Source organism: Sporosarcina ureae (assembly GCF_002101375.1).
Lineage (GTDB): Bacteria > Bacillota > Bacilli > Bacillales_A > Planococcaceae > Sporosarcina > Sporosarcina ureae_B.
In genome coordinates, this window is record NZ_CP015207.1 from 1,248,965 (window position 1) to 1,269,733 (window position 20,769).

Here is a 20,769-nt window from a genome sequence, read left to right on the forward strand (position 1 = left end):
AAGACCAGGAAAAATTTCCTGGTCTTTATTTATTTTTTTCGAAGAGGAGCTTGTTCATCTATGAGTTTCTCCAGACGCTCATCCCATTCTTCTGTTAATGTATTCCATACTCTAGTGAAATAGCTGTTCTCCGTGCGATTGTATAGAGAAAACTCCACACAGGGAATAAATTGGTTAGCAAGTGATTGGGGAATTTCTATTTTATCCACAATCTTCTGTAGTGGGCCTTCTGCGGCTTCTGCTCCTGTAGCAAGCAGTGTTGCACGCAATTGTTCATCATCTAGTCGTTGCGGACTTCTTGTGAATTTCTTAGCTAATCTAAACTCTTTAACTTTTGCTGTGAACACTTTTTCAGGTTGTTCACATAAAATTGAATCGTGGCACGGACTATAATAAAACGTTTTTTCTGCTTTTTCAGGTGGATGTTCGTAAATACCCGATTGTAATTGGCTTACTCCAACACTCGTCAACTGAAAACGATCTTTACGCAACTCGATCATTTGTGCGGATTCCATCTTATTAAACAAATTCTCGATAAACAGTGGTTCCACAGCGAGAAAATCTGCAATTTTTTTTGATTCAGTTACATCTAATTTTTGAACTGTAAGTAAAATCATTTTCATTAATATGTCCATCGTCGTGCGCTTAATCGTTGTGTAGGGTATAGTAATGAGCACAACCGGCAACCCCCAGCTGTCTGATTGTTGTATTTGGATATCTGGCTGTCGTAGCAGTTCTTGTTGTAACTTTTTTCGAAGCGAATCCATCTACTCAACCTCCTTGCATCTGATCTATTTTGCGCAATCCACCTTGATGTTCCACGACTTCCCGCAATTGTTTATACATATCTCTCGTAGAAGCATTCTTTGTCTTGACGGTGAACATCTCGGAACTTCCCACGATAATAAGTAGTTCCCTAGCACGCGATAACGCTACATTCAAACGCCGATAGTCTTTAGCGAATCCAATGTCACCATTTTTCTCACCATGATTTCTAACGAAACTCAGAATAATAATATCCATTTCCATGCCTTGGAACTTATCTACGGAACCAGTTCGACAATGCAATTGTTTGGGTCGGATTTCCTGCTGAATCAGTCGGTCAATTCGCTTTACTTGTTCGCCGTAAAAGCTGATGACGCCAACGCTTTTCTTTTCCTCTGGCTTCATTAGACCATCTTTTTTAGCTTTTTCTGTCGCTTGTTCAATATCGAGTAATGTGTCTTGAATGACGGTTAGTTCTGCTTCATTGAAACGACTCGTCCCCCCCTTGACTTGATCTTCAAAAAATGAAGGCGTATTGGGCATATCTAGCCATAGCAAATGGTCTTTTCTAGTGATTTTACTGCTTTCGAGCAGATGATCACGCAATTCGTCTGAATTAGGAAGCCCGCATTGTAATTGATAGTTCCCATCTTTATAAAATGGGGCAATGGTTTCCATGATTTTTTCATGCATACGGTACTGGATACTGAGCATCGTTTTGTTTTGCTTAGGCAATGTACGGAATAATCGTTCAAATAATGATTCATTCAGCATTTTCTTCATTTCCCGTTGCACTTCAGGATCTTTTTGCTGATCTACCAGTTCGTCCATCGTTTCTTGTCCTACTAGTGGCGGTAACTGATGATGGTCACCCACTAGAATAACTTTTTTACCTTTCAACATGGGCAATAAGAGTTCTGGTGGTGTGGCTTTTGATACTTCATCGATAATGACTACATCGAAGACAGGGTATTCATCCATGAACTTTTTGGAAGCTGATGCCACACAAGTCGTGCCAATTACATTCGCATGATCGATATAAAGCTTTCGGATTTCATCAAGGTCATATTCGTTGGCACCACGCAGTAATTCTTCCCACTGTGATTGCAGTTCTTGTAGAACGGGAAGTTGCTGCTGTTCCTTTATTACTTCTGCTTGTTGTGTCTCGGCTTGACCAAGCGCTATTTCAATTTTCTCTAATTGCTCTTTTATATCAGGCTTCAATTGAACTGTAAGCTCTTCTATTTCCTGCTGTCGTTGATTTTGTTCTTCTTGTAATTGCAGAGTTTTTTGCTCTACTGCTAATACTTCTACTTTTTCTTGTTCAAGCAGTTGTTTTTCTTGAGAACACTTTAGTTCTGAAGTAGTCATAGACGCTGATAATTGAGTTACGTTTTTTATTTGTTGTCGACACTCATTTATCTTAGTTTCTAGCTGATTAATTTCCTGTGTAAGCAGATTTTTCTCCCATTGCTTTTCAGGTAGCTCGTTGGTTTGTAGCCATTCTTCAATCTGCTTCTCTAATTCGTTTTGCCTAGATTGCAGTTGTTGTTTCTGCTTTTCTATTCGTTGTATGTGGTTTTGTATTTCTTGAAGTTCCTGCTGTAGGAATCTTAGAATTTCATGTTTCACTTCTGCAAATACTTCCTTTACAGAGTGAACTTTCTGTTGCTGTAGTTCAATTCCTTTTGCTCGAACAATCTCTTCTTTACCATAAAATAACGACATACCTTGTGCAATCTTTTGTAGAACTTCCGTTTTACCAGATGAAATTTCTTTGTTTTCAAGCATCTTTTTTGTTGCAGGATGAATTAAAAACTTCCCCAAACGATCAATCATTTCATGCATTTCTTGAATGGTTGTGAAATTATCAGTTGAACGCTTCATAATAGTTTCTACCGGGTAACGATGCGCCTGTAAAAGAGTCTGTGTTTTTTTAATAGCTGTCTGGAAGCGTTCGTGAAGCTCTTTCCATTCTTGAAATTCATAGGAATACTCTCCACTTTCAATCGACTTGATGATTCGCTGTAAGTCATTATTCCTCAACGTAATATGAATAGGTAATTCAATCTGGTGTGCAGTAAGCGTCATTTGAATATCTTTCATTTTCGTCTGAGACATTACATCACGATGTGTTGCTTGAAGTTTTTGTTCACTGTCGGGAAGCGTTTTGTGTTCTTCTATGATCAATTGTTGTGTTTCGGTATTGCTCTGCAACTCTGCCAACCAGTTGAGATATATTTGTGTCTCTTTTAATAGGCGTTGCTCTTTTAACAACTCCTCAACTCGAGCTGACAATTCTTCTTTATTCTGCTCCGAATTTAGTTGTTTGCGTAACTCAATAATTTCTTTTATGCGTTGTGCAAGGGCTATTTCAGTTTGCTCCAATCCCTGTTGCTTTTGAAACAGCCGGCGTACAGACTGATCAAGCAGGGATTTTCGTGAAAAGTATTCAGATTTTAGTTTTTTTAACTCTTCTTGCACAATATTTTGTGCATGTAATTGCTCAGTTAATGTAATTTTCATTTCCGTGTTCTTGCGGATTTCCTCAGATAATTGATCCGCATGTTTTTGCAATTCGGTATCTTTCGTTCGATATACTGCACGTGTCGCTTGTACGGTTTCTAGTGTTTCATTTCTCCAATGCAATGCCACATTTTCTTCCATGAAACGCTTGCCTTCTTCTTCGATACTTTCTGATCTTCCATAGCGTAAAATACGCGTTGCTGGATCTGTTAGTAACCGACCAAGTGCGTTATCCACTGCTAGATTTGATTGAGATGCAACAAGTGTCCGCAAGCCGGCTTTGACGTTCTGATAGCAAATCTCAGAAATTACGGTTGTTTTCCCAGTACCTGGCGGGCCTTGGACTACAAACAAGTCATGCGCTTTCATCGCACCCGATACTGCTTCTCGCTGGAATTCATTCAAATTATTATGGAACTCCAGTTGCGGCTGTTTATTCGTAATTTGCACGACAGGTCGTTCTTCAAATAATATCTTTTCCAAATTCGCGTTTGCAGCGAGACCATCCTGTAAGTCTTTGAACCCTTTACGTAAACGACGAATCTGACTTAATTCAGCAAAGTTCGTCAGCACCATACTTTTATTATGTGTTGGCAACCATTGTTCGGATCTTGCTTTCTTTTGAAATCTTTGATTTAGTTCCACGACGAGTATCTTTTGTCCTTTCTGAGCATCGATGACTTGACCGATCTCAGTAGAAAGTTCATTCATTTTCACACTAAATCCGCGGAGTTGTTTCCAGTTTTTCATTTGCAAATCGTTACATTGAAGACGTACTTTTGTAAAATCACTAGTAAAACTAGCTTGGCTAAATGTACAGGAGATATCTGCTACATCTGCATTTTTCTCTGCAATTTGTAGATAGCCTTCCCAACTTTCAATTCGTTTTTTCACATATTCTGAACGCTCTTCTGCAATAGGCAATTGGCGTAACTTCGTATAGAATTCGATGGGTAGCGCTACTCCTGCACGGTGTAACTTAAACTTTATGGCTGTATGTAGCCTCCGATTTGTTTGAACAGGCTCTCTTGCGCTTCTAACATGAAAGCCCGTTGCTAGCAGACCATCCGGTTTCAATACGCATTCCATAACTGCCACACGTTGCTGAACTTCTTTGGCAAACCTTTTATTTGTGTGGGGATCAAAAAACAGCGCATAGGATTGGTTCCCCATGCGGTTCTCTGGTTTCTTTTCAATATGTATATCAAAAACAGACTCCGAAGAAACGAAAGCCTCTTCACTTATAAACCATTGTTCCAAACCTTTTCGTGCATTTTTCGTTATGTCTAGACTACAAAGTATCTTTTCTATATTGTGTAACACACTCATATTAGTACATTCTTTTCACTAGAGGGTTGTACGTCAGCAAGATCATTCATCATGCTTCTCCCTGTTATTCCCTTGTTCAAAGCTCTCACCTCAGTCCTCTATTATAGATCATAAGTGCATATACCGCGAGTAAGAAAAATCTTAGAAAACTTTTTAAAATATTTTTAAAAAAGATGTTTAGGAATGTTTTACATGGGTATACTATTATTACAAGGCAAACCAAAGGAGCTAGTCAGAGAAGTAAGCTGCTAGATCTGGAGGAGATGCACAGCCTTGGCGGAAAATTTTTCTTCACTGGCAAGTGGTACACTCGGTTTGGGAATCAGCTTTTTAGATTCCGACAGAAGGACAGGTTTACCAAGTAAGGCGAAAGAAGTTTTTTGTGTAAGTGCACGTGAAATACCTGCTTCAAAGAAGTTAAGCAGTGTAACATGCAAGAAGCATACGACGAGGGTACAATGTCGTCAGTATGGAGTAATCGCAACATAAAATTTTCCGCATAGTTTGAGAAGAACAGTCAGTGATTGGATATTTTCAATCGCTGGCTGTTTTTTGTTACATCTCTTAACCAATTGAGTTGTTTAGTATGAATGAAAACTGGGAAGACAATATATAAGAAACACTAACGAGGAGGAGCACTATATGAAGAAAAGAATGGCTTTGACAGCTATTGGTTTAGGTGCAGCCTATTTAATGCGTAACAAAGATGCGCGGGACAAATTGTCTCGGCAATTCGACGAGTTCAATGACACACCTATGCGCGGAGATCGTAAAGGCAACGCGAAGAAACCTGAACCAACTAAAGGTTTATTAGGTAATTTTTCAGATTAAATCATTCAATTGCAAAGGAGCAGATCTGTATGAGTGAAGAGAAAAAAGTATTTACAGAAAAAGATCGTGACAAGGCAGAGGGCGGTTATATGGATAACCCTGAAAATTTAAAAACTGATAAAGAAAGTATTTATGATATGCATGAAGATATGCAGACCGTAGATGCCATACCATTAGAAGATGTTCGGATGGAAGAGGAAGAAGAAAGAAATCATCGCGAGACAAAAAATCGTTCATCCAGCGAAGAGAAATTTGATGGAAAATAATTATATTGCATTAAAGACCACAGCCTACTCTTGAATGAAGAGCGAGCTGTGGTCTTTTGATTTCATAAGAAACCTTTGATGAAGTAATTCTTTCTTTACTTCAAAATAATTTTCATACCATTTTCAAAAGTGCTTCTGATCCAATCATACCTGCTGAAATCCCATATTGTTCAGCCTCAAGCGTGACGGATTCCAGCGGGGCTGCGAGCAATTGCTCAATCGTTTTTACGCCAACAGCACGACCCGCAACAATTTTGCGATCCGCTAGCACACTATTTAATAGTCCTACATCAAGTGCACCACACATAATATATCCTTTGTCATTCGAAACTGTAAGTAACGTTGTTTTCGGCAATTTTACCGTGACCGCTTGAAATGACTGTCCATCTATAGATATACTTTGTTGCTCAATCAAGACACTCACCCCTTTCTTTATCAGCATATGATAGATCATTTAAAACGTGCGAAATTTTAAAACATCTCACACTCTGCACGACATACTGTATCAAATATACAAAATATTTCCCGCCATCTAAGCAGTCTTTTGCATACTAAATAATCGTTATAGATAACCTAATTATGTCTGTTCCAATTCCCTATTTATAATTACTAGTTTTTATTAACTGATTTTTTATTAGTAAAATAGATAGATTTTATAACTTTTTATATAGTGTGTTTTTCTTTTTTAAAAGAAATAAGCAACTTAAGTCATGACTTTCTTTTAAAAAATAACAAAAAATTCTTGTAATCTATTCTCCTGACCTTTATTATAGAAAAATGTTGCGAAGTAGATTCGTACCAAACAATCATAAGGAGTGTGGTCTGATGGAAACCGTAACAAGAGAAGATATTTATCAATTCGTTGAAGAAAACCATGTCAATTTCATTCGTCTTCAGTTTACGGATATTTTTGGCGTAATTAAGAATGTAGAGATTCCGATCAGCCAGCTCGAAAAGGCGCTAGACAATAAAATGATGTTTGACGGATCTTCTATCGAAGGTTTTGTAAGGATTGAAGAATCAGATATGTTTTTAGTACCTGACTTAGATACATGGATGGTATTTCCATGGCCATCAGGTACAGGAAAAGTAGCGCGCTTAATCTGCGATGTCTATTTGGCGAATGGTGAACCTTTTTCTGGAGATCCCCGTGGAAATCTAAAACGGCTCATTAAAGAAATGAAAGAGCTTGGATTCACTGATTTCAACTTAGGACCTGAACCGGAATTCTTTCTTTTTAAACTAGATGCAAATAAACAACCGACAATGGAATTGAATGACCATGGTGATTATTTTGATTTGGCACCCATCGACCTAGGTGAAAATTGTCGTCGGGATATTGTCTTGGAACTTGAAGAATTAGGATTTGAAGTGGAAGCTTCCCATCATGAAGCAGCGCCAGGACAACATGAAATCGACTTTAAATATGCCGATGTATTAACAGCTTGCGATCATATTCAAACCTTTAAACTAGTCGTTAAAACGATAGCGCGTAAACACGGTTTACATGCCACATTTATGCCTAAGCCATTATACGGTGTGAGCGGTTCGGGCATGCACTGCAATGTTTCTCTATTTAAAGATGGTGAGAATGTCTTTTTTGACGAAAATGGCGAACGTCAATTAAGTGAGACTGCTTATCATTTCATGGCAGGGGTGTTGGACCATGTTCGTGGTTTCACCGCCATCACGAACCCTACTGTCAATTCTTATAAACGTTTGGTACCCGGCTATGAAGCGCCTTGCTACGTCGCTTGGTCCTCACAGAATCGCAGTCCATTGATCCGCATACCCGCATCACGTGGATTGAGTACACGTGTTGAAGTGCGCTCTGTCGATTCCTCTGCTAATCCCTATTTGGCAATGGCCGTTATATTAAAAGCAGGTCTTGATGGTATTAAGCGCAAGTTGAATCCGCCAGCCCCTGTTAATCGTAATATTTATGAAATGAAGGCAGATGAGCTTGCGGAAAATAACATTGGGTTATTACCAACAGATCTTGACCATGCGCTCATCGCCTTATCTGAAGACTTGATTATACAAGACGCACTTGGTTCACATATTTATGCAAACTTTAATGAAGCAAAACAGCAAGAGTGGGAAAGCTACCGAATTACAGTACATCCATGGGAGCTTGAACGATATATGAAGATGTATTAATGTGACTTTACAATAGTAGGATGTACAATAAAGTAAACGGCTGTAAATACAGCCGTTTTTTTGATAGAGAAAATTATGTCGAATGATCTTACTCGATTTACTATAGGAAGATTAGGAGGTTTTATTATGATCACGATTTGGTTTAATGCACTCTTTTATACAATGCAACATGAAGGACATACACTAGACGCTTTACTGACAAAGGATGGCAAAATAGTAGCGACTGGGTCATATAACGAATTAAAAGATTGGGCCGATGAACAAATTGACTTGCAGGGTGCTTTTGTATACCCGGGGTTTATCGATAACCATATGCACATAATTGGCCAAGGTGAAAAGTTATTACGCCTTGATTTATCAAACACCACTTCCTCAAAAGACATGATGGAGTTACTCCTGAATGCGTATAAAGATTTGCCAAAGGATGAGTGGTTTATTGGAGAAGGTTGGGATGAGAATAATTTTCCTGACAAGAAAATCTTCACACGCTATGAATTGGATGCTGTGACGGATTCACCTATGCTATTAAAACGTACTTGTTGGCATGCCGCTATCGTCAATTCAAAGGCGCTGGAACTCGCAGGTATCACAAAAGATACACCTGATCCCGATGATGGTGTCATTGAGCGTGATCATACTGGAGAGCCAACGGGATTATTGAAAGAAGGCGCTATGCAGCGAGTACTTCAACTTTTACCGAATCCAACAGTGGCCTATGTAACGAAAGCATTGGAAACTTCTGTTGATCATTTACTATCTGTTGGTTTGACTGGCGTTGTGACCGATGACTTAGGTTACTACGGACACTATCAGACGCCGTTGAAAGCTTTCAATCACGTTCTCGGTGGTAAGCGTAAATTCCGTGCTCACTTACTGCGTCATTTTAGCGTATTTCCTGATTTGATGGAAAACAATGCCTTCTATAATGAACCGTGGGTAGAACCTGGCGAAATGAAGTTCTTTATTGATGGCGCTTTAGGTGGCAGTACCGCGCTCTTAAGTGAGCCTTACTCCGATGAACCCGATAATGTAGGAACAGCTGTATTGACTGATGAAGAGCTCGAGAACCATGTCAAAACAGCAAGATACTATGGGGAAGCTGTCGCCATACATGTGATTGGCGATTTAGCAGTTGAAAGAGCACTAGATGTCATAGAAAAGTATCCTGCTCCAGTTGGCAAGAAAGATCGGTTTATACATGTCATTTTATTACGTGATGATTTAGTGGAGCGGATGCAAAGGCTTCCCATTGTTATAGATATACAGCCTGCTTTCGTTCCTTCTGATTTCCCTTGGGTTAGAGACCGACTTGGTGAAGATCGGCTTGACTGGGCGTATGCATGGAAGAAACTTCTAACTAAAGGTTTTATTTGTGGCGGGGGATCAGATGCTCCTATTGAAGACCCAAATCCTTTGTTAGGAATACACGCTGCGATCACAAGAAGATTGAGTTTTGAACAGCATGAAGGGTATTTGCCAGATGAAAAACTTAATCGCTATGAGGCAGTACAATTATTTACTTCGGGTGCAGCGGCTACTATAGGTAAAGCTAATTCACGTGGAAAGATTTCCGTTGGATTTGACGCAGACTTCACTGTCTTAAAAGAAGATCTCTTCACCGTAGAAGTGGATCGAATAGCTGAAGTACAAGTAGAGAAGACTATAGTCGCTGGTGAAGTTATGTATACATCGAATACACGATAACTGTTTAGTAAGTAGCGAAAGGGGAAAACTTTCTAAAAAGGAGGTTTTTCTTTGGAATTGCTAAAAGTACAAAGTGAACTGGATTGGAAGAAGCTAACGCGTAACGTTTTGATTCCCGTCGTCGGTGGATCGATTATCGGATATCTTGCCAACCGCAATACACAAGAACAGTATGCTAAATTGGAGAAACCTTCATTTTCTCCTCCAAGCGCTGTATTCCCGATTGCTTGGACGACTTTATACACGATGATGGGTGTAGCGAATTACCGCGTAGAAATGAAGCAGGGCACAAAAGCTGCTCCTCCTTTGTATGATATTCAATTAGGTCTTAATTTTCTTTGGTCCTTCCTATTCTTCAAGTGGAATTTACGAGGTACTGCACTGATCGAGATGACGATTATGTTAGGGGCAATTGCTATGACAGCTTATGAATTCAATAAAACTGATCGTACCGCAGGCGCATTAATGGTCCCGTATATCGGATGGGTCATGTTCGCACTAGTATTGAATTATTCTACGTGGAAATTAAATAAGTGAAACAGAAAAATGTCCCTGCCACTTCCGGCTGGGACATTTTTCATTGTTGATTATAATTCATACGCTTTGCAGTCTTATAGGCATCATACATTCCCCAAATCCATACAATGGGATAGGTAATCAATCCGATACCTACAAACATGAGTAGACCATTGATTCCTTGCAAGATAATAAGTAAAACCCCTTTAAGGATTTGTCCATTATATATTTGACCGACGCCAGTCCAGAAAAAACTTAGCACGGCGGCAATACCTGGATGCTTAAACATGTCATCTCCCCTTTCTGGCTGTTACATCTATCCTACAGTACACAGAAAGGGAATGACAAGATGTTTGCTATATATCTTTTTAGAAACGGTCTTTATCCAACTGATCACCCTTAACTTCTACGTCCCCTTCTTTTTCAAAGTGTACTTCTTCACGCTTCACTGTTTCGTGAATTGTTTCATTCTCTACAACCTCACGTTTCTTGAGTATGATTTCTTCCGTTACAACTGGCTTCTTTGTTACTTCCACTTGTTCTTCAGTAATCGGAATACGAATTGTCTCGTCATCTTCCCTGAATGCTGCAGCTTCATTGCCGTAGCGTCCTTCAAGACCAGCTCCCCCATCTACAACAGGTCTACGTTCGATCGTCACTTCATCGTGTGAAACGCTGACATCTACTGATCTAGGTTCTTCCACTACTTCTTTTTCAACACGGATTTCTCCACGCTGTGTTTCATGCTTATCCACTTGAAGACGTTCTTCGTGTAAGCGTAAACGTTCTTCATCTGTATCTGTACCAGAGAAAGCATGTTCGCTTGTATGAAGTCCAGAATCTATGTCTCGATTGTGATGGTTGAGTCTTTGATCAGGAAGCGTTTGATTCAATCTGAATGCCGGATCTCCGCCATTCAATTCTTGGTCTGTTACACTCAAACCGTTTGCTCCAAGATTCACGTCTGTACTTTTTCCATCTCTACCATAGAACTCGGTGTTGTTCATATAATGGCGATTTGCTTCACCGGAATCAACATATAGCAACATTCCACCCTGTTCGATTTGCTCATAGTATTTTACTGTGTCTTCTGTTCCAAACTCCAGGCTATCTACCATACGACGTACATGGTCTTCTCCGGATACAAAGCCCATAAAGCGATCCCACCATGAATCGTCTGCTGATTTAATTTCTGCATCTGTACGACTTCTAAGCATAGTTAGTTGATCTTCATTTTTTACAACTACATAAATATCGTCTTCAGGCCATCCTTCTTTTTTTAGCTCATCTAGACGGTTCACCAATTCTGTTTCATTAAAGTACATTCCAATATATCTATTCTTACCCATATAAATCTCCTCCTAGTGTTGTAGTAAATTATTTAGAACTCTTATATCGTCGTGTTGATACATTTACCCCAGTTTTTTAAAATAGAAACCTTTTCATTAAATTATTTATGGGATGTATAAATTTTTGCTAGTAAGGAATGCTGATAAAAAGGAGTGATGTCATGCTGGAATTAGATACGCCAATTGAAGGCAAATTAGCTTGTTTTGGGACTTTACGGGATAAAGTGGATCAGCACGGGTATCATTTTGGTGGTGGCTGGGATTATCATAAAGGTAGTTTCGATTCCATCCTTCATAGGGAAGCCGGAGAAACCATTTACTTACGTGTACCCTTTGAAGTCCATGACGGCGAACTTGATGATTTCAACACATCCATTAAATTCAAAAAGCCATACGTGATCAAACATGTGGTCAATACGGGGCTAGATCCTGACTCAAGTTCTTTAATAAGTGGTTCACTCAATCAATTCCAGGAACCATTAGATCGCGATGCAGAAATCCGTGATAAGAGTCGTTGGGAAATTGCCGGTGAACTAGCAATTGAAGAAATACTACAGTATTTGGAATGAAAAAGAGGATCTTCTCGCCGGCTTTGGCTGAAGATCCTTTTCTCATCCGCCACTTCGGCAAATAACAGTAATTCTTCTGTACTTATAGACGCTATTTTCATGCAAACCCTTCACTTTACTTGTTTAATTTAGCGTTCCCTGTTGGTCGTCGCTAAAACTATTCAGCTACTTGCTTCATTTTCAAAGTACAATTCCTTATGCAGGCCACAACCTGGATTGAAGTTCTTCTTACAAGAAGGACATTGATAGGAGCTATGAAAGTATTCGTTAATCGTTAGTTCATGACCGCACGTACCACAAAGTATTGCTTTCTTGTCAAATTGACTAGCCGGCCAAACTGCGTGATGATCGCAACCTGTTTCTTCATGGCATACGTGACATGGGAAATAGGTATCGCAACAATAGAACTTGATGGCAATTCGGTCTGTTTCTGCTGTGTAATGAATGCAGCGCGTTTCATCATCTACTAACAACCCCCGAACTTCATGATGGTGTTTTTTCATTTAACCACTCCTCGTATAGTAGTAAGAGCTCTTTCCGAACGAATATCTAGTATGCATGATAAAAAGACATCTCAACAACCGTAAGTTTACGACTACTGAGACGTCTTATGTCTACATATCCTTATGAGTAAATGGACACTTTCCTGTAAGTGGCACGCTGTCATCGCCGATAAAAAACTGTTTCCATTCGTTATGTGTTGGGTCTCCATAGTGGCTAATGTCCGGATGCTTTGGTAGGTCATCCCATAACTCTACACGTTCACGAACTTTCTCTCGCGAGTTAATTCCACCTTTTTCTGTACCTGTTAGGCCTTTGAAAATCTTGCGTGGCTGAAACCCGATGACCATTGCGTTTCCTAGATCTCGTGTCTTCCGTTGCTTATAGGCCGGTGCATTCCCGAAAGCAAAAATCGGTTCACCTTGGAAATGGAAATCCCACAGATAATGATCGGGATCCCGTGGTGCTTCAGCAGGCCATTGTTCTTTATCTTCTGTATGTAAATACTGCAAAATATCCCAAAACTGCTGTCGATACTCTTCTATTGTTCCCTCTTTTTCAAAGGGTTCAACAAATACAAACAGACCATGGCGCTTATGCTTTGGATTTTCGAATAGTGTCAAAAAGGCTTCCAATGCCTGTGGCAAGTTCGACCAGTCATCTTGAGACACATAGGCGTATCGTAGTTCACCCTTATTTTCGCCAGCCATTCCAAAATAGCATGGAAATGTTTTATCGGTCACGATAGTATGAAAGGTCTGATATTCTCTAAGTAACCATTCTGGTAAATCATTACGTTCTGCAAAGTCTTCCTTTGTTAATAAAGCGTTTGACGTTTGAATCAACGTTTCATCCCCCTCTAACTTACTATGTTGTATATCCTTTACCCTGTTGTTTACAATTTAACACATATGTATTTCGAATATAGGTTTCGTCAGTAGGAACCTATATAGTATATAGAAGACAATAAGGCATTATGAGTAGTAAATTCACTTTCATTTCCGTACTATTTGATTCAATACAGTTGAATAGGTATCTACATTCCACCTAAAAAACACCTTATCGATTTCATTCGACAAGGTGTTTTTTCATTGTAGAGGTTTTGGATTTTCCTGTATTTCATCTATCGTCTGCATAACCAATGTAACTGCCTGACTTAAGGCACTACCTCCGCCAAGCGCTGCAGCGACACCTACAGCTTCCAATACTTCTGAAACTGTTGAACCTGCATCCATAGAAGCTTTTGTATGGTAAATAATGCAATACTCACTATGTGCATAGACACTTACTGCAAGTGCAATAAGCTGCTTATATTTCTGGCTAATTTCTCCTTCTTCAAAACTGACCTCTGTGAATTTGTGGAATGATTTCATTAACTTAGGCAATTGTTCACTCATTGCGCCCATACCAGTTTTGTAATCTTGCAGCACTGCATCCGTAAATGTATAGTCTTCCATAAAATCGCCTCCCGTCATAGCAACAGTATGTCCGATTCTTTGTTTGCTATTCAGCGATAGCGAAAATGATTATTTTTTGATGATAAAACATGAATTACAGGACGAATGGATTAATATGTCCACCCACGTTTATATTGAACGGGTGCTTCGATTTCTACATTCAGTTCTTTTGCTGCTGTATATGCCCAATAAGGATCACGCAATAATTCACGGGCAAGCAAAACAATGTCCGCACGATCGTTCTGGAGAATTTCTTCCGCTTGTAGGGCTGACGTAATCAATCCTACCGCACCCGTTGCAATATTTGCATGCTGACGAATGACGTCTGCAAACGGTACTTGATAGCCTGGAAATGGATGGATAGTAGCTGGAACTACACCACCAGAACTCACATCGACCAGATCGACGCCCTGTTCTTTCATCCACCCGGCCATTTCTGCATATTGTGAAGGATCCATGCCGCCCTCTTGATAATCTTCTGCTGAGATTCTGACAAATAATGGACCTTCCCAAACAGAACGGATTGCATCAATTACTTGCCCTAGTATACGATAACGATTTTCTGCTGATCCTCCATATTCATCCTCACGGTGATTACATAGTGGAGTCAAGAACTCATTGAGTAAATAACCATGTGCACCATGGATTTCAATCACGTCAAAACCAGCTTGTTTGGAACGGATTGCCCCTTGTTTGAATGCTTCGATTGTTTCTTCAATGTCAGCAATAGTCATTTCTGCTGGTGTTTTATAATCTTCATTAAATGCAATGGGGCTTGGAGCATGAATGGGTCCGTCCACTGTTGCTTTTCTTCCTGCATGCGCTAATTGGATACCAGTACGGGCACCATGCTGTTTCATCAAACGAACGATTTCAGTTAGACCTTCGATATGCTCATCTGACCATATCCCTAAATCCTCACTTGAGATTCTTCCTCGTGGCTGAACGGCTGTTGCTTCAACGATGATCAGGCCAACTTGTCCTACCGCACGTGTTGCATAGTGAATTTTATGCCAATCTTCTACATTTCCATTCTGATTATGTGAAGAATACATACACATCGGTGCCATGGCGATACGATTTTTGAACTCGACGCCGCGTATAGTATAAGGACTAAATAATTTTGCCATGAATAATTCCTCCTCTAATAGTTGCTAGGGAAAGTATAGCAAATTTATACTGATTTTTAATGTCCAAGGATTTTAAACCAACTTTATGAAACATATGGTAGCTCTTGAACGTATAGTAGACTATAAATAAAGGAGGTTTTCTTTTGAACCCACTCGTTTCAATATGGACACAACCTAAGCAAACCATTCGTTATGTTCTCGAATACAAAACATGGAGCTATAGTTTTTTCATCTTGTTCCTTGTTTCAGTCAGCGTCGGTATGACATCCTTTGCTGAGACGGATATCTTACCTGACCTTTCATTACCTTTAATTATCATGCTTAGTATCGTGTCGTCGTTCATCGGGACTATTATCAGCGTGTTTATCAGTTCTGCTCTATACACTTGGGTAGGGAAATGGCTTGGAGGTAAAGGGAATTTCAAAGACATGGTGCAAATGTCGCCGATCGCTTCCATTCCGATGATTTGGATGATGCCGATTAATTTGCTACTTGTTATTATCTTCGGTAAGAACTTATTTGTGGATACGATGAATAGTGTAGATCACGATGTATTTGGAACATTATCTATTGTATTATTGTTTACCAACTTACTCACACTAGCGTTAGGCATTTTCGGTACTGTGATTTTATCTAAAGGTATTGGGGTTGTCCATCACTTTTCTTCATGGCGCGGATTTGGTACGATTATGATTGTTACCGGTTTATTTTTAGTATTAATGATTCCTTTTATCATCTTTTTAGTATTTGTTCTACTTGCTTCCTAAATTCAAAATAAAAAACTGAAGGCGATTCCACTTCTGGAAACGTCTTCAGTCTGACGCAAAGCCTAATGAGCTTTGCGTTTTATTTATTGACCATTTTCATAAATTCTTTCATTAAGCCTGGAAGATCTGGCCAAGCATGTCCTGATACTAGATTTCCTTCTGTATGAAGATCTTTTTCGATATATGTGGCACCAGTTGCTGTAACATCCGGCTTACATGCGATATATGCTGTATACTCTCTGCCTTTCATTAGATCCGGAATGACAGATAACACCTGTGCAGCATGGCAAACTACCGCCACAGGTTTATTCTCTTCAAAGAAATGGCGGACAATGGCTGGTAATGATTCGTCTAGCCGGATATACTCCGGTGCACGTCCACCTGGAATAATGAGGGCATCATAGTCTGCGGGATTGACATCTTTGAAGGCAATATGTGAATCCAAACCATACGCTGGCTTTTCAACATACGTTTCCATTCCATCAATGAAATCATGGGTAACAGTATATAATTTCTTTACTGATGGCGAAGCAATAGTTGTGTCGAATCCTTCTTCCAAACAACGGTAGTACGGATAGAAAATTTCCAATGCTTCTACGGCATCGCCGCCGAGAATCAATACTTTTTTACTCATATACAAATCCACTCCCTACTCTGAATTGTCTTACTCCTTTACTTCATTCGACAATTTGATAATGAACCCTCTTTCTTTCCATGAAATTCTGTTCTTTATGTATGGTTATCTCGAATTAAACCATATTATGACGAGGAGGGATTTCTATGGATAAAGATATACGTCATTTGTTTCATAAAGGAACGATCAATGAGGAAATGGGAATGGAGTTTGAGGCAACTGCCGAAGAAGCTTCACGCGCTCGAGAAAATGCAAGCGGTAAAGAGTATCGGGATGCGTTGAAAGAAGTCTATCGCACAACGGAGGATAAAAGAAAATAATTCGTAAAAAGCCCAGTGTAAATTGTGGGCTTTTTTACATCTTACTAGACATATTCCTTTGTCTTCTGCGTATCATATATTGCTCAATAATGATTGCGAGGATCGTTCCTGTAATTAATCCGTTAGATAATGTTGAAGCTACAACGGCAGGGAGTTGAGAAAGACTTTCTGCTGGTACGAACATAGTACCTACACCTACCATTAAACCAAATGCTACGGCTTGTCGCGCGCGTTCTTTTTCTGGGTCAGCATCGAGTTCATTGAATGCCATTGATACCATTTTCGTAAAGATGGCGAAAGTTACAGCGTATGCAACGGGCGCTGGTAAAGCTGCAAATATTGCCATGATACTTGGAAACAGTGTAATGAATACTAATAGTGTACTCCCAATAATAAATGGTTTTATAGACGCCATACGTGTCGTGCCGACAAACCCGGCAGATCCTGAAATCGGTACGGATCCAATGGCAGAAAAAGCCCCTGCGATCAGATGGATGAATCCTGAAGCAAATGCTCCTTGGCGTAATCGATCTGGCGCTTTGATTTGGAAAGACTCCTTCAATAAATGTTCCATGACACGGATAGACGCGAGCATATTCGCTACTAACAATAATGTGATGAAGATCGCTGTAACGAGAACACCACTATCCCACACAGGTTTTCCATAGACAAACATTTTCGGTAGTTGGATTATCTGTTCGGACACGTTTGCGATGGTTGGTGTTTTTCCTAACATTAAGAAAATCCCCCAGCCAAGTGTAATGGAGATCAATATCGCATATTTAGATATGAACGGGCGTTTATTAGCCATCGCAATAAACGTGATGAACAAAACCATGACACTTCCAAGGAAAATGACTGGATCAAGATGGTCTCCTACTTCTTCTACTCCCATCATTCCTTTCATGAAGGTTCCGCTTAATTGTAGGATCAGCAACATTAAATAAGTGAACGTGATCGCTGGCGTGAAGAGCACTTTCATTTTTGTGATGATTCCCGTGGCTGCGAGAATAATGAATAGGACACCACTGTACAACATCCCACTTTGCAATGCTTGCAAGGCGTCTGTTGACGTTGTATAAAAAATGCCAACCATTCCGGCATAGACCACATAAATTCCCCACCATAAGCCTGCGGGCCCTTCGTTGATTGGCATTTTATGTCCAAAGAATGCCTGGATCAGACTGGCAACGCCAAGGACGAATATCGTTCTTTGCATAAATAGCGATGTCGCTACTGGGTCCATACCGAAGGCGTGCGCGATGGCTATGGGGGCTGCAATAGATGATGCGATGAGAAAGACGGTCCATTGTATGCCGCCTGCTAGATGTTTCATTAGACGATTCCTCCAATAGTGCCGTGCGAATTAGAATTCATATAGTATACCATGTGAGTAATTTTTTTATCATATATTGTCGCTTCTTCCATTTTAGTTTTGATGCAAAATTAAAATGAAAAAAAAGACTAAAGACACCCCCTAATTCAAGAGTTTGTCTTCAGCCTTACACTACATAATTAGCTAATAATCCACTTTCCGTTATTTACCGGACGGTTGCAACGTAAGTACACGGCCGTCAGGGATTTCTTGTGTCATGAGTGTTTCGTGGTATCGGCCTTTTGCCCAGTCTTCTGCTTGATCGTGGAACCATTTGGATTTCAGATGTCCGCTTTGACCAGGTCCGACGACATGATAGGTTTTGGACAAATCATCTAGGTCGGCAACGAAACGCCATGATGCACCGTGGTTGACGGAGCCGTCGTCTTTGAAGGCAGCGGCTTGTACTGTGATATTGGATCCGCCAATCGGTTGTTTTTCAGGATTTAATAGTTTTGCGAATAGGGGGGATGCGCTTGCAAGTGGGTGAGGGAATGTCAGTTGATGATAGTCGCCCCATGACCATTTTTGTTGTTTGTCCCCATAGTCATTGGCGATTTTTTTCATTGCATTACTGAATGAATCATACACCCATTGATCGATGCCTTGTTTCTCATCTAACCAGACACTTTCTTCTCCGCTATAGCCTTTACGTAGAAGTTCGTCTGTAATTTGGTTTTTGCCTGGCATTAGTTCATAGACATCTGCCGGCATTTCATCGCGGAACATATCAATTTGCAGTTGTTTCATCCACTTATGAAAAACTAGTGGAGCACTGCTATCTTTTGAATCGACTTGATCCCATTGCTTCAACGTATTCAATACTTCTTTAAAGTCACCGGATTGGTCTTTGTTCTCTACTGATTTAATCATGGAATCAAGGAATTCAGCTGCGTAGAGGTTTTTTTGGTCCATTTGCAGTTTCATCATGTCATCCACCGTGAAATTATCTCCTTCCCGCAACACTTCCGCAATCCGTTCGAAGCGGTATGGTTGCGCCCAGAACTTCGTGATGTGATATGGATACTTTTCATCCACCACTTCATTATTAGCTGTTGCGATAAAACCTTCTTTAGGATTCACGACACGTGGTAGCTCATCATATGGAATATAGCCTTCCCAACCGTAGTCGGAAGAATCTCCTGGCACTGCCAATTGTGCGTCACCTTGTTTACGAATGGGAATGCGACCATTCGCTTTATACGCGATTGTGCCGTCCGTCGAAGCGAAGACGAAATTCTGTGCCGGGGCGTGAAACTTCTCTAATGCCTTCTCGAAGCTTTCCCAATCTGATGATTTATTCATCTCCATAATCGCTTCGAGTTCAAGTGTGGGTTCGAGTGCCGTCCACTGCATAGAGAATAATGCATCGGGATTTTCTTTTTTATACATCACATCTGAAATAATCGGACCGTGTTTTGTGACAATTACTTCATATGGAACATCTTCGGCCCCTTTTACTTTAATTGTCTCATTTCGCACTTCTGCCTGTTCCCACTTGCCATCATAAAGGAATTGGGCTTTTTCACTTGGATGCGGAACTTCAATATAAAGATCTTGCACATCCGGTCCAACGTTCGTCACACCCCAGGCAATATCTTCATTATTTCCTAAAATGATTCCTGGTATGCCTGCAAAGATTACTCCTTCAACATTCTGCTCTGGAGATTGTAAATGCATCTGATACCAAATTGACGGTGTACTGAGTCCTAAATGCGGATCATCAGCTAGTAATGGTTTACCGGAAGCCGTCTTTTCTCCTGATACTACCCAGTTGTTACTACCATTGAATTCAGGTGGTGAAAGTTCCGGTAGAAAACGTCCCGCCACCTCTACGTTATGTTCTTTATTAGCTGTCATGATAGATTCTGCATTTTCGGGATACGTCAGGAATAAATCCTTCACTTTCTCTTTTGGAAATGCATTAATCGCCCAGTGACGGAATGCTTGCGGTTGCCATCTTCCACCTAAGTCATACGCCATATACTTCCCGATCGTTAATGAATCGACCGGTGTCCACTCTTCAGGCTCATATCCAAGAAGTGCAAATTCATAGGACAGTTTCTTTTCAGATGTAGCTTCCTCAATGAATGCGTTGACCCCTTCTGCATACCAGCCAAGCACCGCTTTTGCATGTTCTCCATATCCTTCATATGAAGCTTCCGCAGCATTTCGCAAACTAAACGTACGAAATAACTTATCCGTATCGACAGCCTTATCCCCGATGACTTCTGCCAGACGACCACTCGCCTGTCTGCGTGCTAAGTCCATTTGGAATAAACGGTCTTGCGCTTGCACATAACCTTGCGCTCGGTACAGATCTTCATCCGAAGCAGCGTTGATATGTGGGACTCCATTTTGATCCCGTGTAATGACTACTTCTTGCTCAATGAATGAGACTTGGTGCTCTCCTGCTTCAAGCGGTTTTGACTTCAGGATGTAAGCGTTTGCAAATATAGCGACAAGCACTGCTATAATAGATAGTATACTAAGCGCCCACAGCGTAATTTTTCTACCTCTCCCCATATTATTCCCCCCTCTTTAGAACTTAGTATACTATTAATATTCTA

The 20,769-nt window shown here is 40.3% G+C and carries 21 protein-coding genes; 9 read left to right on the forward strand and 12 right to left on the reverse strand.

Annotation, left to right across the window (positions count from 1 at the left end; all coding sequences use genetic code 11):
• Positions 1-29 precede the first annotated feature (29 nt).
• Both SporoP8_RS06195 and SporoP8_RS06200 read right to left on the reverse strand, forming a co-directional pair.
• Entirely contained in the window at positions 30-767 is a 738-nt protein-coding gene (locus SporoP8_RS06195) for a hypothetical protein (protein WP_085131701.1), read from the reverse strand.
• Between the two features lie 4 nt (positions 768-771).
• Positions 772-4,620, reverse strand: a complete 3,849-nt coding sequence (locus SporoP8_RS06200) for a DEAD/DEAH box helicase (protein ID WP_085131702.1) — start codon at positions 4,618-4,620, stop codon at positions 772-774.
• Between the two features lie 273 nt (positions 4,621-4,893).
• Here SporoP8_RS06200 and SporoP8_RS06205 point away from each other — a divergent pair, with 273 nt between their 5' ends.
• The 3 genes from SporoP8_RS06205 (at position 4,894) to SporoP8_RS06215 (ending at position 5,717) form a co-directional block, all read left to right on the forward strand.
• Complete coding sequence (locus tag SporoP8_RS06205) at positions 4,894-5,109, forward strand: hypothetical protein (RefSeq protein WP_085131703.1); 216 nt, start codon at positions 4,894-4,896, stop codon at positions 5,107-5,109.
• Positions 5,110-5,262: 153 nt separating this feature from the next.
• Positions 5,263-5,451, forward strand: a complete 189-nt coding sequence (locus SporoP8_RS06210; RefSeq protein WP_085131704.1) for a hypothetical protein — start codon at positions 5,263-5,265, stop codon at positions 5,449-5,451.
• 29 nt (positions 5,452-5,480) lie between these two features.
• A complete protein-coding gene (locus tag SporoP8_RS06215; RefSeq protein WP_085131705.1) occupies positions 5,481-5,717 on the forward strand; it encodes a hypothetical protein in 237 nt (78 codons plus the stop codon).
• A 112-nt stretch (positions 5,718-5,829) separates the two neighbouring features.
• Here SporoP8_RS06215 and SporoP8_RS06220 read toward each other — a convergent pair whose 3' ends face one another.
• Positions 5,830-6,159, reverse strand: coding sequence for a YunC family protein (locus SporoP8_RS06220; protein ID WP_099627681.1), 330 nt, complete (start codon positions 6,157-6,159; stop codon positions 5,830-5,832).
• Between the two features lie 383 nt (positions 6,160-6,542).
• Between SporoP8_RS06220 and glnA the strand changes: the two genes are divergently transcribed.
• The 3 genes from glnA (at position 6,543) to SporoP8_RS06235 (ending at position 10,118) form a co-directional block, all read left to right on the forward strand.
• A complete protein-coding gene (glnA, locus tag SporoP8_RS06225) occupies positions 6,543-7,877 on the forward strand; it encodes a type I glutamate--ammonia ligase (RefSeq protein WP_085131707.1) in 1,335 nt (444 codons plus the stop codon).
• 126 nt (positions 7,878-8,003) lie between these two features.
• Entirely contained in the window at positions 8,004-9,581 is a 1,578-nt protein-coding gene (locus tag SporoP8_RS06230) for an amidohydrolase (RefSeq protein WP_085131708.1), read from the forward strand.
• A gap of 51 nt (positions 9,582-9,632) precedes the next feature.
• Complete coding sequence (locus tag SporoP8_RS06235) at positions 9,633-10,118, forward strand: TspO/MBR family protein (protein WP_085131709.1); 486 nt, start codon at positions 9,633-9,635, stop codon at positions 10,116-10,118.
• A gap of 40 nt (positions 10,119-10,158) precedes the next feature.
• On the opposite strand, the gene SporoP8_RS06240 is transcribed toward SporoP8_RS06235, so the two are convergent.
• Together SporoP8_RS06240 and SporoP8_RS06245 are read right to left on the reverse strand one after the other, a co-directional pair.
• Complete coding sequence (locus SporoP8_RS06240) at positions 10,159-10,386, reverse strand: hypothetical protein (protein WP_085131710.1); 228 nt, start codon at positions 10,384-10,386, stop codon at positions 10,159-10,161.
• 79 nt (positions 10,387-10,465) lie between these two features.
• On the reverse strand, positions 10,466-11,446 hold the full coding sequence (locus SporoP8_RS06245; protein WP_085131711.1) for a YsnF/AvaK domain-containing protein: 981 nt from the start codon (positions 11,444-11,446) through the stop codon (positions 10,466-10,468).
• 161 nt (positions 11,447-11,607) lie between these two features.
• Between SporoP8_RS06245 and SporoP8_RS06250 the strand changes: the two genes are divergently transcribed.
• Positions 11,608-12,015: a YugN family protein gene (locus SporoP8_RS06250; protein WP_085131712.1), complete on the forward strand. Its 408-nt coding sequence runs from the start codon at positions 11,608-11,610 to the stop codon at positions 12,013-12,015.
• A 161-nt stretch (positions 12,016-12,176) separates the two neighbouring features.
• Here SporoP8_RS06250 and SporoP8_RS06255 read toward each other — a convergent pair whose 3' ends face one another.
• The 4 genes from SporoP8_RS06255 to namA all read right to left on the reverse strand — a co-directional run bounded on the left by SporoP8_RS06255 (position 12,177) and on the right by namA (position 15,103).
• On the reverse strand, positions 12,177-12,518 hold the full coding sequence (locus SporoP8_RS06255; RefSeq protein WP_085131713.1) for a CHY zinc finger protein: 342 nt from the start codon (positions 12,516-12,518) through the stop codon (positions 12,177-12,179).
• 111 nt (positions 12,519-12,629) lie between these two features.
• Positions 12,630-13,361: a YqcI/YcgG family protein gene (locus SporoP8_RS06260; protein WP_085131714.1), complete on the reverse strand. Its 732-nt coding sequence runs from the start codon at positions 13,359-13,361 to the stop codon at positions 12,630-12,632.
• Between the two features lie 243 nt (positions 13,362-13,604).
• Positions 13,605-13,973: a carboxymuconolactone decarboxylase family protein gene (locus SporoP8_RS06265; protein ID WP_085131715.1), complete on the reverse strand. Its 369-nt coding sequence runs from the start codon at positions 13,971-13,973 to the stop codon at positions 13,605-13,607.
• Positions 13,974-14,083: 110 nt separating this feature from the next.
• Positions 14,084-15,103, reverse strand: a complete 1,020-nt coding sequence (namA, locus tag SporoP8_RS06270) for an NADPH dehydrogenase NamA (RefSeq protein WP_085131716.1) — start codon at positions 15,101-15,103, stop codon at positions 14,084-14,086.
• Between the two features lie 143 nt (positions 15,104-15,246).
• On the opposite strand from namA, the gene SporoP8_RS06275 reads away from it, so the two are divergent.
• Positions 15,247-15,870, forward strand: coding sequence for a Yip1 family protein (locus SporoP8_RS06275; protein ID WP_158232420.1), 624 nt, complete (start codon positions 15,247-15,249; stop codon positions 15,868-15,870).
• A gap of 79 nt (positions 15,871-15,949) precedes the next feature.
• Here SporoP8_RS06275 and SporoP8_RS06280 read toward each other — a convergent pair whose 3' ends face one another.
• On the reverse strand, positions 15,950-16,504 hold the full coding sequence (locus SporoP8_RS06280; protein WP_085131718.1) for a DJ-1/PfpI family protein: 555 nt from the start codon (positions 16,502-16,504) through the stop codon (positions 15,950-15,952).
• Between the two features lie 146 nt (positions 16,505-16,650).
• Between SporoP8_RS06280 and SporoP8_RS16505 the strand changes: the two genes are divergently transcribed.
• Positions 16,651-16,824: a hypothetical protein gene (locus SporoP8_RS16505; protein ID WP_157111230.1), complete on the forward strand. Its 174-nt coding sequence runs from the start codon at positions 16,651-16,653 to the stop codon at positions 16,822-16,824.
• 34 nt (positions 16,825-16,858) lie between these two features.
• Here SporoP8_RS16505 and SporoP8_RS06285 read toward each other — a convergent pair whose 3' ends face one another.
• Positions 16,859-18,160, reverse strand: coding sequence for a purine/pyrimidine permease (locus tag SporoP8_RS06285; protein ID WP_085131719.1), 1,302 nt, complete (start codon positions 18,158-18,160; stop codon positions 16,859-16,861).
• Positions 18,161-18,361: 201 nt separating this feature from the next.
• Positions 18,362-20,725, reverse strand: a complete 2,364-nt coding sequence (locus SporoP8_RS06290; RefSeq protein WP_085131720.1) for a penicillin acylase family protein — start codon at positions 20,723-20,725, stop codon at positions 18,362-18,364.
• Between the last annotated feature and the right edge of the window lie 44 nt (positions 20,726-20,769).